Here is a 13,817-nt window from a genome sequence, read left to right as displayed (position 1 = left end):
TCGGGTAGTCGTCCTCGGACTCGGGGCCAGGCTTCGACTCCTTTCGAGGAGTGAGCCGCCCAGATTCTTTCCCGTGGCCGCCCAGGACGATTCCCCAGCGGGACGGCTTCGCGTCCACATCAGGTTTCTTGGCGGGAGGTTTTGAGGGGTTCTTGGTCGCCGTGCCCGATGGTCTGGCAGGCATGCCGACCGCAGTTCCAATTGGCCCTACGCCGACGCTCACGGTCCCGACGACTACCAGCGACGTCAGCACGGCCCACGATCGAAGTGGCGCCTGCATCAGGTGATCTGCATTTCGAACATCACCCAATTGCCGCCGGAGGGGGACAAGGTGAATTCCATGGTGCCGGTCGCGCTCTTCTTCGGCACCGGTGAGGCGCTGGGGCTGGCCCGCTCCACGAAGTCACCCGATTTGAGAGTTGCGGAGCCACCCAGTTTCCCGGCCTCACCGCGGTAGATCTCCTTGACCGCCTGCAACTTGTCCACGTAGTCACCGGTGAGTCCACCGTTTTGTGCATTGACCTTCTGAACGTAGCCAGCCAGCGCTTTGCAACCGAGACAGCCTTGGTCGCTTTCGGCCATGAAGGGCTTGGGGTCGCCGGTCGCGTAGGAGTAGTTGAGGAGGCTCACGTAGTACGCGATGAATGCCTCGCCGGCAGCAAGGCTCGCACCTGAGGCAGGTGTCGGCCGCGAGGGCGGTTTGCTCGGTGCAGTTGCGGATGCTGATGGGGTGGCGCTCGAGGGCCGGTCAGGCGAACCAGTCGAAGGCGGCGGTCCCGTCTCCGGGCGTCCTGCTTCTGGGCTGCTGTTGGAGCAGGCGGCCAGGGCTGTGGTGAGCAGGCAGGCGGCGATTGATGCCGTCAGGTTGTTGCGGAATGTCACGTTCGTCAGCCCTCCGTAGTCGACTGGTCGATCGTAACTGTCCGTGGGGGACGGGCGAGATGGGAAAAGCTGCAGCTGTGGATAACCCGCGTGGGCCCAGGAGCCGCCCGGCTGGGGGGTGAGAGGCTCGGACGGCTCCTGGTTGATGGTGGGACGGCGACTGTGACGGTTTATGACGCGATGTGAGCGGATGATTTCGGTGTGACACCGTTCACAGGGTGGCGGGGGCGTACTGGACGTCCAGCGCGGCGGTGGTGAAGCCGAGGGACTCGTACAGGCGGCGGGCCGCGGTGTTGGTGCCGTCGACGTACAGGGTGATGGTGTCCAGGTGCCGGGTTTCCTGGAGATGGTGGAGGCCCTGGAGCGTGAGGGCCTTGCCGAGGCCGGAGCCCTGGTGGGTGGGGGCGACGCCTACGACGTACACCTCGCCCTCGTTGTGCTCGATCTTGGTCCAGTGGAATCCGGCGACCTCGCCGGTCTCCCGGTCGACGGCGAGGAAGAAGCCCTCGGGGTCGAACCAGTCCTGGTGGAAGCGGTCGTTGAGGTCGGCGGCCGTCCAGGCGCCCTGCTCGGGGTGGCTCGCGAAGGCGGCGGCGTTGACCTTCAGCCAGGCGGCGTCGTCCTGGCCGGGGACGAAGGTGCGGACGTCGATGTTGTCCGGCCACCTGATCTCGGGCAGCGGTGCGCTCGTACGGCGTAAGAAGTACAGCTCGCGACTGACGTTCAGGTCGAACGACGCGGCCAGTTCGTCGGCGCCGGGGAGGCGGCCGTGGGCCCAGACGCGGAGCTTCTCGTCGGCGTGGTCGATCAGGGTGCGCAACAGCGCCGTGCCGGTTCCCTGGCGGCGGGCCGCGGGGGAGACGACGAGCTCAGCGGATCCGTCGGGGCCGAGGGTGGCGTAGCCGACCAGGTCGCCGGGGGTGGTGGACAGGCCGGCGACGTCCAGGGTTCCGGGCTCACCGGCGTACGCGAGGACGTGCAGGTCGCCGTGGTGCTCGCCGTCGAGGTGGAGCAGCGTCTGCTCGGACAGCGGGTTGACGTCGTCGCTCTGCGCGGCCAGGCGAGCGAGTTCGGTGACGGCGGCCGCGGTGGCCGAGGGCAACGGTGAGGGAACTGCTTCGAGGGTCACGTGAATACCGTAAAAGGTCCTGGTCAGTTCATCGCCAAGTCCTTGGACGGTCCTGCCGGTGTCGGGTAATTTCGCGGCACCGCACACCAATGCGGACCGAAACTACAACGGAGTAGACATGGCCTTCACCGGACGAGACAAGACGTGGTTCAGGGGTCCGCGGGCGGTTGCCCTGCTGGCCGCCGGAACCGCGGTGGCACTCGGCTTGGCCACGGGGGGAACCGTGACCCAGGCTGCGCCGGCCAAACCGAAGCCGACGCACACCCAGATCAACCTCCTTGCGCTGAACGACTTCCACGGCAACCTGGCGCCCAACCCGGCGACCAGCTCCAGCGGCAACGTGAACGGGACCCCGGCCGGTGGCGCGGAGTACCTGGCCACCCACCTGGAGAACCTGCGCGCCGCGGCGAAGGCGCAGGGCCAGGAGAGCGTGACGGTCGCCGCGGGTGACCTGATCGGTGCGTCCCCGCTGCTGTCGGCCGCGTTCCACGACGAGCCGACCATCGAGGCGATGAACGAGATGGGGCTGGACGCCGCGTCGGTCGGGAACCACGAGTTCGACGAGGGCTGGCACGAGCTGCTCCGGATGCAGACCGGCGGCTGCCTGAACGACGGCGACGGGCAGAACAACCAGAACTCCTGCCCGGACCCGAAGGCCAGGTTCAAGGGCGCCGACTTCGACTACCTGTCGGCCAACGTGTTCTTCGAGAACACCCAGCAGACCCTGCTCGCGCCGTACACGGTCAAGCGGTTCAAGAACGGCCAGAAGATCGCGTTCATCGGCATGACGCTGGAGGCGACGCCGAACATCGTCACCAAGGCCGGCGTCGAGGGGCTGAAGTTCACCGACGAGGTCGAGACCGCGAACGCGCTCGTTCCCAAGCTGCGCAAGCAGGGCATCGAGTCGATCGTCGTGCTGCTGCACGAGGGCGGCTTCCCGAGCGACCCGCGCGCGTTCAACAGCTGCCCGGGGATCTCCGGCCCGGTCACCGACATCGCCAAGAACCTCGACCCGGCGATCGACGCGGTCATCTCCGGCCACACCCACACGGCGTACAACTGCTCGATCAACGACCCGGCCGGCAAGCCGCGCCTCGTCACCAGCGCGTCGTCGTTCGGCAAGGTCGTCACCCAGGTGCGGCTCAGCATCAACAACGCGACCAAGGACGTCGACCGGCTGAACACGCTGGCCAACAACCTGATCGTCACCCAGGACGTGCCGAAGAACCGTGACCTCACCAAGCTGATCACCAAGTACCAGACCCTGGTCGCGCCGATCGAGTCCAAGGTGATCGGGCACATCACCACCCCGTCGGTGGTGCGGACGCCGGACGACTCGGGCGAGTCGCCGCTGGGCAACCTGATCGCCGACGCCCAGCTGGCCGACCCGTCGACGGTCACCGGCGGCAAGACCCCGGTGGTCGCCTTCATGAACCCGGGCGGCATCCGGGCCGACCTCGCCTCCAACGGCGGCGCGGTGACCTTCGGTCAGGCGTTCACGGTGCAGCCGTTCAACAACTTCCTGGTGTCGATGGACATGACCGGGACGCAGATCAAGGCGCTGCTGGAGCAGCAGTTCTCGGGCGCGAACCAGGCCGCGAACAAGGTGCTGCAGGTCGCCGGGATCACTTACACCTACAACCCGGCCGGTACGCCGGGCGCGAAGGTGGACGCGGCCTCGGTGAAGATCGCCGGGCAGCCGATCGTGGACGGTACGACGTACCGGATCGTGACGAACAACTTCCTGTCCGACGGTGGCGACGGGTTCCCGGCGTTCACCACGGCGACGAACAAGTTCTTCGGTGGGCTCGACATCGACGCGTTCGCGGCGTACCTGGCCGCGCACGACCCGTACACCCCCGGCCCGACGGACCGGATCAGCGTCTCCTGACGAAGACCGGGCCTGCCGCGAGGTGAGGCCCGGTACGCCGGGCGCCCGGGTTGCCTTCTGTCGAAGGTGATCCGGGCGGGCTTCAGGGCGTACGGCGTACTGGTGGCCGGCGCCCTGAGGCGTTGGGAGCCGGCGTCCTGAGGCGTTGGGGTCAGAGGACGAACTTGAGGATGACGAACGCCAGGGCGACGCCGGTGGAGATGGCGGCGCGGCCGGAGCCGATGCCGCGACGGATACCGGCCCCGAAGACCGCGATCGTGAGCGGGATGAGCATCACCAGCAGGGTGATGCCGGCCGCGTGGACGCCGACGTGCGCGCGGCTGCTGAGCAGCAGGCCGAGAGCCAGGGCGAAGGTCAGGCCGAGCCAGGTGATCGTCTGGATCGGTCCGTCGGACGGATCGCTGCGATGCGATGCGTGAGCAGCAGCACCGCGGCGGTGCGAAGTCGGAGCGTGCGCCATCGGTCACCTTTCGTGAACAGACCGAATACGCAAGGTAGCACCCCGGCTACACGCCGGTCCAAGCCCGAACTAGTGCGGTCAGATCCGTTGCAGGGTGGGAAAGCAGCCGGGGTTGGGGCGCATGTGACTGGTGTGACTCAGGAGGTTCGTCGTACGCGGTGACTCAGACTTTCGCGTCGGCCGTTTCCCGGTCCTTGGTGGTCGGCGGGATGACGAACCGGTAGCCGACGTTGCGAACGGTGCCGATCAGGGACTCGTGCTCGGGGCCGAGCTTGGCGCGCAGGCGGCGGACGTGGACGTCGACCGTGCGGGTGCCGCCGAAGTAGTCGTAGCCCCAGACTTCCTGGAGCAGCTGCTCACGGGTGAAGACGCGGCCCGGGTGCTGGGCGAGGAACTTGAAGAGCTCGAACTCCTTGTACGTGAGGTCGAGCGCGCGCCCGTTCAGCTTCGCCGTGTACGACGCCTCGTCGATGACCACGTCGCCGCTGCGGATCAGCGTGGTTTCGGGATCCTCGTTACGAGCCGCGGCCAAGCGGCCGATCACCAGCCGCAGACGGGCCTCGATCTCGGCGGGGCCGGCGGTGTCGAGCAGGACGTCGTCGGCGCCCCAGTCCGCGTTGACCGCGGTCAGGCCGCCCTCGGTGACGACCAGGAACAGCGGTACGTCGATGCCGGTGGTCCGGATCAGCCGTGCCACCCCGCGGACCGTGACCAGGTCACGGCGGGCGTCGAGCAGGACGGCGTCGGCGTCCGGCGCGTCGACCAGCGCGGCGACCTCGGACGGCAGGATCCGGATCTGGTGCGGGAGCAGGGCCAGAGAGGGCAGCACCTCGGTGGAGGCCTGCAGCGCGTTCGTCAGCAGCAACAACGTGCTCACGCTGTCTCCTTGTGCGGGTCGGCGGGTCGCGGGTGAGCGAACCGGTCCTGAAGCACGTCAGGCCCCAGCGGCGTCATTGCCGGGGGCCCGAGACACACTGGTGTGGAACAGCAAGCTGACATAATACTCCAGGACCCCGTCGATCAGTGAGGCGTCTCCCACATGCCGGAAGTGACCATCAGATACTTCGCCGCCGCCCGCGCCGCGGCCGGGGAGTCGACCGCGACCGCGCAGGCCGGTTCGGTCAAGGAACTCGTGGACACGGTCTCAGCCGGACGGCCGGAGCTGGCGCGGGTGCTGGGCATCTGCACTTTCCTGGTCGCCGGGGAGCGTGTGGAGTTGACCGCTGAGCTCGAGGACGGCGCGGTGGTGGACGCGCTGCCGCCGTTCGCGGGCGGCTGAGCCCGTTACGTGGCGTCGCTGTAGACGGCTGAGCCCAACACAGGTTGCCGTTTGCGGGCTGAGCCACCATCTGATGCCGTTTGCGGGCAGACCGCCCCCGACTTCGCCCGTGCCGCCAGTTCTTTTCTCCAGTACGTCGCTGAGGTGAGGTCGCATGCGATGCGGCCGACGACGCCGGAGTTGGCTGAGGCCGCGGCGGCCGGATGAGAAGAGGGTGGGGTGATGGTGCCCGGTGCCCGGTGCCCGGTGCCCGGTGCCCGGTGCCTGGTGGGCGGTGGGGGCTTGGTGCAGGTGGCGGGGCAGACGGCACCTGGGGCAGACAGCGGTGGCACGCGGCGGCGGTGGCACCCGGCGGCGGTGGCACGCGGCGGCGGTGGCACCCGGCGGCGGTGGCACCCGGCGGCGGTGGCACCCGGCGGCGGTGGCACGCGGCGGCGGTGGCACCGGGCGGTGGCCGGTGTCGTGGCCTCGGGCGGGAGTAGACGGCGGCGGTGGCACGCCGAGGTGACGGGCGGCGGGTGGCACACGGCGGTGGCAGGCGGGCGGCGAGCTAGTTCGCGCGCCGCGCCAGGTGGAGGGTCAGGTCGGTGTTCATGGTGACCTCTAAGGGGAGGACCTGGAGCACCTCGGTGAGGGCTTGGAGGCGGGTGGGCTCGGGGAGTTGTAGGTAGGCCGAGATGGTGGACAGGTGGGCGACGTACTCGTGGCTGGGCATGGTGACTTGGCGGTGGATCGTCGACTGGTGGACGTCGGTGAAGAGTGGCGAGCGGAGGAGTTCGGTGCCGGGCCACTGCATCGGGCTGTTCTCGGGGGTGCCGTCGGGGGACGGGATCTCGTCGGTTTCGAGGTAGCGGCGGGTTACGGTGCGGACTGCTTGGTCTACGGCGGGGTCGGCCAGGCGGAAGGGGCCGCCGAAGGAGGCGAAGGTGCCGCCTGGGGCGAGCAGGCCTGCGATTCGTTCCCAGCGGCCGGTGGGGTTGGTCCAGTGGAGGGCGGCGGCTGCGAAGACCAGGTCGTACGTCGTACCGGCGGGCAGGTCCTCGAAGGTGCTTTGGTAGGCCGATGCCTCCGGGACCTGGCGGCGTAGCTCGGCGAGCATGGCAGGGTCGGGCTCGGTGGCGGTGACCGCGATACCGCGGGCGGTGAAGGCGCGGGTCGCCTTGCCGGTGCCGGCGCCGATTTCCAATGCTGTGTGGACCGACGTCTCCGCGTACCGGAGTACCGCGTCGACCAGTTCCGGGGGATACCCGGGCCGGTAGCGCTCGTAGGCGGCTGCGACGGATCCGAAGCTGAGGGCTCGTTCGTTCACCGGTCGATGGTGCCAACCCGAACGCCCGGCGGCTACCCGATAAACGCCGATCAAGGACTCCTCGGCCGGTAGATTGCGCGGTTGTGGCACAGGACACGGGGACCCTGCTCACTACGGTGGGCCGGGCGGCGGGGTTGTTCGGGCGGGCTTGGCCTCGATTGCTGGCGGTGTTCGTGGTCGCCGAGTTGCTGCATCGCGGGGTGCTGTGGGTCGCGGTGCAGGCGGGGGCGCGGGCGCAGGCGGCGGGGATCGCCGTGCTGGCGCTGCTGGTGGTGATCTCGCTGGCGATGTACGTCGCGATGTTCCTGGTACTGCGCGGTGAGCTGCCCTTCCACCGGCGGGCGGTGTCCGAGGGCGTGCTCGCGCCGGACGGCGTCGAGCCGGGCAAGGAGCCGGGGGCGGTCGACGCGCTGGCGTCGGCGTTGCTGCCGTTCCTGGCGTTCTACGCGGCGTACAAGTTCCTGCAGGCCGAGGCGCTGAACTACGAGTACCAGCTGGCCGTCCACAACCTGATGGACGACGCCGCCACCACACTCAGCGGCGGCACGATCCAGCAGGCGCCGACCGGGCTGCAGGCGTTGTCGACCTGGTTGTTCATCGGGCTCGGCATCGCGGCGTACCTGCTGCGGCTGGTGTTCAAGAAGAACCGCGACGGCGGACCGGTCCGCAAGTTGTTCGTCACCTACCTCGAGGCACTCTGGATCTTCGTCGTCGCCTACCAGGCCTCCGCCTACCTGCCCTCGCCGAAGGGCTGGCTGAAGGAGCGGGTCATGTGGCAGTGGGGCCACGACGCCTACGGCTGGGTGCTCGACCACGTGCTCGGCGTCGAGCGGATCCGCGAGATCTGGGACGCCGTCACCGGATTCATTGCCGCGGGCATCGGTGATCTGTGGAGCGCCGCGGTGCTGCCGCTGATGTGGATCACGATGACTGCGGTGATCTACGGCCGGGCGGTGCCGAAGGCGGAGCGGATCGAGCAGCTGCGCTGGCGGTTCGACCGGATCAGCAACCGCTGGCAGCGCACGCCGCGGCTGGTCCAGGTGGCCGGCAACTCGATGGTGTCCGACTGGCGTGACCGCTGGCGGCCGGTCCGGGACGCGTTCCGGCTGGTCGCGCGGTCGGGGATCCGGCCGATGCTCGGCTACTTCCTGGCCTGGGCGGTCGTCACGTACGCCGCCGGCGCGGTCTGGATCCTGCTGCGCGACTACGTCGTCGGCCCCCAGTCGCTGCAGTTCTGGAAGGTCATCGACGAGCCGATCGGGCTGGCCGTCGAGGCGCTGAAGATCATGCTGCAGATCGCGTTGCTCGCCGCGGCCTACGACCGCATGGTGGGCGGCCTGGCCGGCTACCTCAAGCCGCGGACCCGCCCGGTGCACCCGACCGGCGACGGCAGTGAAGACTACGGCGTCACCGACCTGACCGCCGCTACCTCGGGAATGCCAGATACTGCGGAAGCCGGGTCTCCCACGTGATCGTCGGCCGCACTTCGGCCGCGACGGAAGTCGGTACGACGAACACCGCGACCGTCTCGTACGGCTTACCCGCCACCGGCTTCAGGAAGTACGGCGCCAGTTGCGGATCCCGCCAGCTCTGCGGATTGTCGTCGTAGCCGCCGGTGCAACCGGTCGGCCGGTCCTGGAACTCGTCGTCCAGGATCGACTCGTCCCAGGTCCGGCCGTCGTTCGCGCGCAGATGGATCCGGCACCCGCCGAGCTTCTCCAGCTTGGCGACGTCGTCGACCTGCAGCCGGAAGTACACGCGGATCCGCGTGGTGCCGTCGGGCAGCGGCGTACCGGTCCGCCCGGCCCGCGGCTGAGGGTCGGTCTCGACGCTCGCCGCGAACCAGGTGGCGTCCTGGTACGACGTACCGCCGGCCGCGACCTCGACCGCGTCGCGCGGCTCGCTGTCGTACCAGGAGTCGTAGTCGCTGCGCACCGACCACCAGCCGAGCAGCGGGATCGTGAGCACGAGCGAGGCCAGGGCGATCGTGTTGCGCCGGATCCAGTTCGGCCGGGCGCGGCGCGCGGTCATCGTTCCACCGCCGGGTTCAGGATCGCGACGTCCTCGCGCAGGCCGTCGAGCTGGTCCTTCGAGACCTCCAGCGCGATCGTTGCCTGCGGCTCCAGGTCGGTGAAGATCTGCTTCTCCAGCACCAGCAACGTTGCTCCCGGCAACTGATCGGCCGGCATCTCGACCACCAGCGGGCCGCGGACGGGGATGCCGGGCGCGAACTGGAAGCCGGTCAGGTCGCTGCGGTCCAGCTCGCTGCGGTTCGCCGCGGCGTACGTCGTACCGTCGGAAGCCCGGATGCCGATCTTCTGCAGGTGGATCGGTTCGCGGTTGGCGGTGACCACGGCGTCGATCACGACGAAGTCGGTCAGCGTGTCACGGTCCGGCGTCGTGCGCGGGACGCGGAGCTTCTTGCTGATCCGGACCTTCTCCACGGTGAAGTCGAAGCGTGGCGTGTGCACGGCCTGGCCCGCGACGCCCTTGACCGCGATCGGCTGCTGGAAGTCCTTCTCGGTCGGCGTGAGCCGGTACAGGCCGACGATCGCGACCAGGACGACGGCGACCAGGGCCGTGTCGACGAGCTTGCGGCGGGTCATTTCCTGTTGTCCTTCACCGGCACGGTCACCTCGGCGGCGATCGTGTCCTTGGTCCAGTTCTCGTGGTGGTCCAGGACCGACTCGCGGAACTCGTAGTGCTGGACGCCGAGCTTGACCTCGCGCGGGAGATCGGTGGCCTTGGGCAACTTCCAGACGTACGCGACGTCCTCGGCGTGGTGCGGGGTGAGCACCGGGTCCTGGGTCTGGTCGCGCAGGTTGGTGGTGCCGATCGGCGCGTCGGTGGGCTTGACGCCGTTGACGTCGAGCAGCCGGATCAGGTCGCGCGGCGGTTCGACGCCGGTCTTGTCGGTCAGCTCGAGCTTGAGCACGACGCCGATCAGGACGCCGCCCTCGTCGGGGGTGAAGAGCGGTTTGAGGTCCTCGACGATCACCACCCGCTGGACGGTCACGCTGAACTGGCCGGCGTCGACGGCTGTCCCCGGGCCGACCGCCGGGACTTCGTCGGAGGCCTTGGCCAGTCCACCGAAGGCGGCCGAGATCGCCAGTAGTACGACGACCGCACCGATCACCCAGGTCCTGACCGGCCGGCCCCGGACCTTCAGGTCCTTCAGCTCGGGCAGTTCCTCCCGTTCTCCGCTCCCCGTGTCCTGCACAGCCGAAGCGTATCCAGGGTGGGGGCCGCCGCGGGCTCAGTCGAAGGGGCGGCCGCGGAGGCGTTTGGTCTCGCCGCGGCGTTTCTTCTCGTCCAGGCGGCGGCGTACGGCGCCCTTCGACGGGCGGGTCGGACGCCGCTGCCGGGGCGGGGCCGCGATCGCGTCGCGCAGCAGGCTGGCCAGCCGGGCCCGGGCCGCCTCGCGGTTGCGCCACTGGGAACGGTGCTCGGACGCGGCGATCGTCAGTACGCCGTCGACCAGCCGGGTCGACAGGCGCTCGAGGGCGCGGTTCTTCAACGGCTCGCCCAGGGCGGACGTCGCCGCCAGGTCGAAGATCAGCTCGACGCGGCTGTCGGCCGTGTTCACCGACTGGCCGCCCGGCCCGCTCGAGCGCGAGAACCGCCACCCCAGCTCGGCCTCGGGGATCACCACCCCGGCGCGCACCGTCAGCCCTCCGTCCACGCCCCCATTCAACCCGAAAACCCCAGGCCGAGCCTGCCCATTACCGCCAGACTGCTCCCCATGGACTGCGTCTTCTGTGACCTGATCGCCGCCGACTCCGCCCAGTGGGTCGCGAAGGACGAGGCGGCCGTTGCCTTCTCGCCTCTGCCCGGTTCGGAGATCGCCCCCGGCCACACTCTCGTCGTACCGCGCCGGCACTGCGATCTCGGCGTCCTCGACGTCGGCCCCGACGACCTGATCGCGACGACCGAGCTCGTACGCCGGGTCGCCCGCGCGATGCCCGATGCGCTCGGCGCAACGGGCGTCTGCGTGCTCAACGCCTCCGGCCCGGACTCCGGCCGGAGCATCGACCACCTGCACTTCCACGTCGTACCGAGGTACCCCGGCGACGGCGACGACACGTTGCCCTGGCCAACGGGCCGGTCGACGCACCAGCTCACCGGCGACCCCAGGACGCTGCTGGCGGCCGAGCTGTCCAAGGAGTGAACGCCCGCGTGGATCCGAAAGTGCAGCGACGTACTCTCGATTGCTGTGAGTCCAGGGATTGTCGTGCTGGTCGCCGCGGTGGTCGCCGGGGTGCTGCTGAGCGTGCTCAAGACCTGGTACGACGGACGCTTCCGCGCGACGCGGACGGTGGAGAGGCCTGCGGTGGACAACGGCGATCAGCTGACGGCTGACGACATCGGAGTGGAGCTGGGGGAGCGCGCGACGCTGCTGCAGTTCTCCTCGGCTTTCTGCGCGCCGTGCCGGGCGACCCGACGGGTCCTGGCCGAGGTGGAGGGCATGGTTGACGGCGTCCGGCACGTCGAGATCGACGCCGAGTCCAACCTCGAGCTCGTCCGCCGGCTCAACATCCTGCGGACGCCGACCGTCCTGGTGCTCGACGCCGACGGCGACACCGTCACCCGCGCCAGCGGCGCCCCGCGCAAGGCCGACGTGATCGCGGCCCTGGGCGCCGCGGTAGCCCGCGCCAGCTGACTGTTGCACCCTGCCTGAACAGTCGAGCCGGTTGACCCCGGAAGGTCTCACCCTGAGCGCATGACCGCTCAGGACTTCGCCCCGGCACTGCCCAGTACGCCGGACGGAGTCCCGTTGGCCGGGTGGTGGCAGCGCGCCGTGGCCTCGTTGTTCGACTGGGTGATCGTGTCGGTCGCGAGCCTGCCGGTCAGTGGCTACTTCCTCTACCGCTGGATCGACGCGATGGACCCCGAGGCGTCGTACTTCGACGAGCCGTGGACGGAGTACCGCTGGTACGTCCCGGCCTTCGTGATCTACCTCGCGATGAACTTCGCGTACCAGTACTTCTTCCTGGTCCGGACCGGGGCGACGCCCGGCAAGAAGGCGATCGGGATCAGTGTCCGGCTGCGCGACGTGGCCGGACCGCCGCCGGGGCGGGCCGTGGCCAAGCGGGTCGGGGTGAGCAGCGCGTTCGAGGCGCTCGGCTTCCTGCCGGCGGCCGTCGGGCTCGTCGGAAGCGTCGTCAGCCTGCTCGACGTCCTGTGGCCGCTGTGGGACGGCAAGCGGCAGGCGCTGCACGACAAGTACGCCGCGACCAACGTCGTCCAAGGTCGGCAGCCGCGCTGAACCGATTCAGACATCCCGCATAGTGATCAGTTGTCTCAGGAAGTGGGACCACGACTGGCGGGTCTCCGGCGTTTCCGTACTCTCGACACGTGGCTTACACGACATGGCTGACCAAGCGCAGGGCAGTGGACAACTGCCGCATGCGCTCGTCCCTGTGTCGTCGCCCCTGACCAGGCGGCGTCCCGAGCGCTCCGGAACCGGCAGCTGAGCACGGTTCGGATGTACGTCGCCTCCCGCAACCTCTTCGGGCGGGCAGTCTCGATCCAGCTCCTTGTCGAGGAGTTCGTATGTCCCAGCAAGCGGCGGTCACCCCGCAGGTCGACCCGCGCGGACTCCGGTTCGCGGCGGCGCTGACGACGGTCGTCCTGGCGCTCACGCTGATCCTGAACAACCCCTGGCCGCTGGCCGTCCAGGCGGTCGTGTTCGCGGTCTCGGTCGTGTTCGGCGTCCAGGCGTCGCCGTACGGGCAGCTGTTCAAGCGGCTCGTCCGGCCCCGGCTGGGCAAGCCCAAGGAGCTGGAGGACGCGGCGCCGCCGCGGTTCGCCCAGCTGGTCGGGCTGGTCTTCGCCGTGCTCGGCCTGATCGGTTACTTCAGCGGCGTCGAGGTGCTCGGCGTCGTCGCCACCGGATTCGCCCTGGTCGCCGCGTTCGTGAACGCGGCGGTCGGGCTGTGCCTCGGTTGCGAGGCCTATCTGCTGATCCAACGCATCCGTACGCCAAACCCCGCAACTACCACCTGAGGAGCAGCACACATGAGCAGGGAATCCGCTCTCGTCTCGGCCGACTGGGTCGAGGAGCACAAGTCCGACGAGAACGTCGTGCTGATCGAGGTCGACGAGGACGTCTCGGCGTACGACGCCGGCCACATCGCCGGTGCGATCAAGCTGGACTGGAAGAACGACCTCCAGGACCAGGTTCGCCGCGACTTCGTCAACCAGGAGCAGTTCTCCGCGCTGCTGTCCGAGCGTGGCGTGAAGAACGACGACACGGTCGTCCTGTACGGCGGCAACAACAACTGGTTCGCCGCGTACGCGTACTGGTACTTCAAGCTCTACGGCCACGGTGACGTCCGCCTGCTCGACGGCGGCCGCAAGCGCTGGGAGCTGGACAGCCGCGAGCTGACCGACGAGGTGGTCAAGCGCGACGCCACCGAGTACGCCGCCAAGGAGCCGAACCTGGAGATCCGCGCCTTCCGCGACGAGGTCGAGCAGGCGATCGGCGTGAAGAACCTGGTCGACGTGCGCAGCCCCGACGAGTACGCCGGCCGGCTGCTCGCCCCGGCCCACCTCCCGCAGGAGCAGGCCCAGCGCGCCGGGCACATCCCGACCGCGGCCAGCATCCCGTGGAGCAAGGCGGCCAACGACGACGGCACGTTCCGCTCCGACGAGGAGCTGCAGAAGCTGTACTCCGAGGCCGGTGTCGACTTCGGCAAGGACACCATCGCGTACTGCCGGATCGGCGAGCGCTCGGCGCACAGCTGGTTCGTGCTGCACGAGATCCTCGGCCAGGAGAACGTCAAGAACTACGACGGTTCGTGGACCGAGTGGGGTTCGCTGGTCGGCGTACCGGTGGCGCTCGGCGACGAGCCCGGGGAGGCCTGA

16 protein-coding genes and 1 pseudogene are annotated in these 13,817 nt (G+C 69.2%); 8 read left to right on the top strand and 9 right to left on the bottom strand.

Annotated features, from left to right (window positions below; all coding sequences use genetic code 11):
* Positions 1-279: 279 nt before the first annotated feature.
* Both ABD235_RS18950 and mshD read right to left on the bottom strand, forming a co-directional pair.
* Positions 280-882 carry a DUF6318 family protein gene (locus ABD235_RS18950; RefSeq protein WP_344175744.1) on the bottom strand — a complete coding sequence of 201 codons (603 nt, stop codon included), beginning with the start codon at positions 880-882 and terminating at the stop codon, positions 280-282.
* Between the two features lie 211 nt (positions 883-1,093).
* Positions 1,094-2,011: a mycothiol synthase gene (gene mshD, locus ABD235_RS18945; RefSeq protein ID WP_344175742.1), complete on the bottom strand. Its 918-nt coding sequence runs from the start codon at positions 2,009-2,011 to the stop codon at positions 1,094-1,096.
* Between the two features lie 223 nt (positions 2,012-2,234).
* Here mshD and ABD235_RS18940 point away from each other — a divergent pair, with 223 nt between their 5' ends.
* Complete coding sequence (locus ABD235_RS18940) at positions 2,235-3,902, top strand: bifunctional metallophosphatase/5'-nucleotidase (protein WP_344175740.1); 1,668 nt, start codon at positions 2,235-2,237, stop codon at positions 3,900-3,902.
* A 151-nt stretch (positions 3,903-4,053) separates the two neighbouring features.
* Here ABD235_RS18940 and ABD235_RS18935 read toward each other — a convergent pair whose 3' ends face one another.
* Together ABD235_RS18935 and ABD235_RS18930 are read right to left on the bottom strand one after the other, a co-directional pair.
* Positions 4,054-4,362: a hypothetical protein gene (locus tag ABD235_RS18935; protein WP_344175738.1), complete on the bottom strand. Its 309-nt coding sequence runs from the start codon at positions 4,360-4,362 to the stop codon at positions 4,054-4,056.
* Positions 4,363-4,525: 163 nt separating this feature from the next.
* Entirely contained in the window at positions 4,526-5,239 is a 714-nt protein-coding gene (locus ABD235_RS18930) for a winged helix-turn-helix transcriptional regulator (protein ID WP_344175735.1), read from the bottom strand.
* 162 nt (positions 5,240-5,401) lie between these two features.
* On the opposite strand from ABD235_RS18930, the gene ABD235_RS18925 reads away from it, so the two are divergent.
* Entirely contained in the window at positions 5,402-5,641 is a 240-nt protein-coding gene (locus ABD235_RS18925; protein WP_344175733.1) for a MoaD/ThiS family protein, read from the top strand.
* Between the two features lie 550 nt (positions 5,642-6,191).
* Here ABD235_RS18925 and ABD235_RS18920 read toward each other — a convergent pair.
* Positions 6,192-6,950: a class I SAM-dependent methyltransferase gene (locus ABD235_RS18920; RefSeq protein ID WP_344175732.1), complete on the bottom strand. Its 759-nt coding sequence runs from the start codon at positions 6,948-6,950 to the stop codon at positions 6,192-6,194.
* 83 nt (positions 6,951-7,033) lie between these two features.
* Between ABD235_RS18920 and ABD235_RS18915 the strand changes: the two genes are divergently transcribed.
* Positions 7,034-8,422, top strand: coding sequence for a hypothetical protein (locus ABD235_RS18915; RefSeq protein WP_344175730.1), 1,389 nt, complete (start codon positions 7,034-7,036; stop codon positions 8,420-8,422).
* Here ABD235_RS18915 and ABD235_RS18910 read toward each other — a convergent pair.
* From ABD235_RS18910 to arfB, 4 genes and pseudogenes are all read right to left on the bottom strand, one after another.
* Positions 8,376-8,981 carry a hypothetical protein gene (locus tag ABD235_RS18910; protein WP_344175728.1) on the bottom strand — a complete coding sequence of 202 codons (606 nt, stop codon included), beginning with the start codon at positions 8,979-8,981 and terminating at the stop codon, positions 8,376-8,378. The two genes, ABD235_RS18915 and ABD235_RS18910, sit on opposite strands and share 47 nt — an antisense overlap.
* Entirely contained in the window at positions 8,978-9,556 is a 579-nt protein-coding gene (locus tag ABD235_RS18905; protein WP_344175726.1) for a hypothetical protein, read from the bottom strand. The genes ABD235_RS18910 and ABD235_RS18905 overlap by 4 nt, the downstream gene beginning before the upstream one ends.
* On the bottom strand, positions 9,553-10,170 hold the full coding sequence (locus tag ABD235_RS18900; RefSeq protein WP_344175724.1) for a hypothetical protein: 618 nt from the start codon (positions 10,168-10,170) through the stop codon (positions 9,553-9,555). The genes ABD235_RS18905 and ABD235_RS18900 overlap by 4 nt, the downstream gene beginning before the upstream one ends.
* 36 nt (positions 10,171-10,206) lie before the next feature.
* Positions 10,207-10,596 (bottom strand): annotated as a pseudogene (gene arfB / locus ABD235_RS18895) (alternative ribosome rescue aminoacyl-tRNA hydrolase ArfB); the annotation flags it as partial.
* A 96-nt stretch (positions 10,597-10,692) separates the two neighbouring features.
* Between arfB and ABD235_RS18890 the strand changes: the two are divergent.
* From ABD235_RS18890 to ABD235_RS18870, 5 genes are all read left to right on the top strand, one after another.
* Positions 10,693-11,118, top strand: a complete 426-nt coding sequence (locus ABD235_RS18890; RefSeq protein WP_344175720.1) for an HIT family protein — start codon at positions 10,693-10,695, stop codon at positions 11,116-11,118.
* A 45-nt stretch (positions 11,119-11,163) separates the two neighbouring features.
* Complete coding sequence (locus ABD235_RS18885) at positions 11,164-11,610, top strand: thioredoxin family protein (protein ID WP_344175718.1); 447 nt, start codon at positions 11,164-11,166, stop codon at positions 11,608-11,610.
* 60 nt (positions 11,611-11,670) lie between these two features.
* Positions 11,671-12,216 carry an RDD family protein gene (locus ABD235_RS18880; protein WP_344175716.1) on the top strand — a complete coding sequence of 182 codons (546 nt, stop codon included), beginning with the start codon at positions 11,671-11,673 and terminating at the stop codon, positions 12,214-12,216.
* A gap of 287 nt (positions 12,217-12,503) precedes the next feature.
* Positions 12,504-12,956 carry a DUF4395 domain-containing protein gene (locus tag ABD235_RS18875; RefSeq protein ID WP_344175714.1) on the top strand — a complete coding sequence of 151 codons (453 nt, stop codon included), beginning with the start codon at positions 12,504-12,506 and terminating at the stop codon, positions 12,954-12,956.
* 12 nt (positions 12,957-12,968) lie between these two features.
* Positions 12,969-13,817 carry a sulfurtransferase gene (locus ABD235_RS18870; protein ID WP_344175712.1) on the top strand — a complete coding sequence of 283 codons (849 nt, stop codon included), beginning with the start codon at positions 12,969-12,971 and terminating at the stop codon, positions 13,815-13,817.

It is taken from the genome of Kribbella lupini, from assembly GCF_039529595.1.
Lineage (GTDB): Bacteria > Actinomycetota > Actinomycetes > Propionibacteriales > Kribbellaceae > Kribbella > Kribbella lupini.
This window is presented reverse-complemented; position numbering and strand designations above follow the sequence as displayed.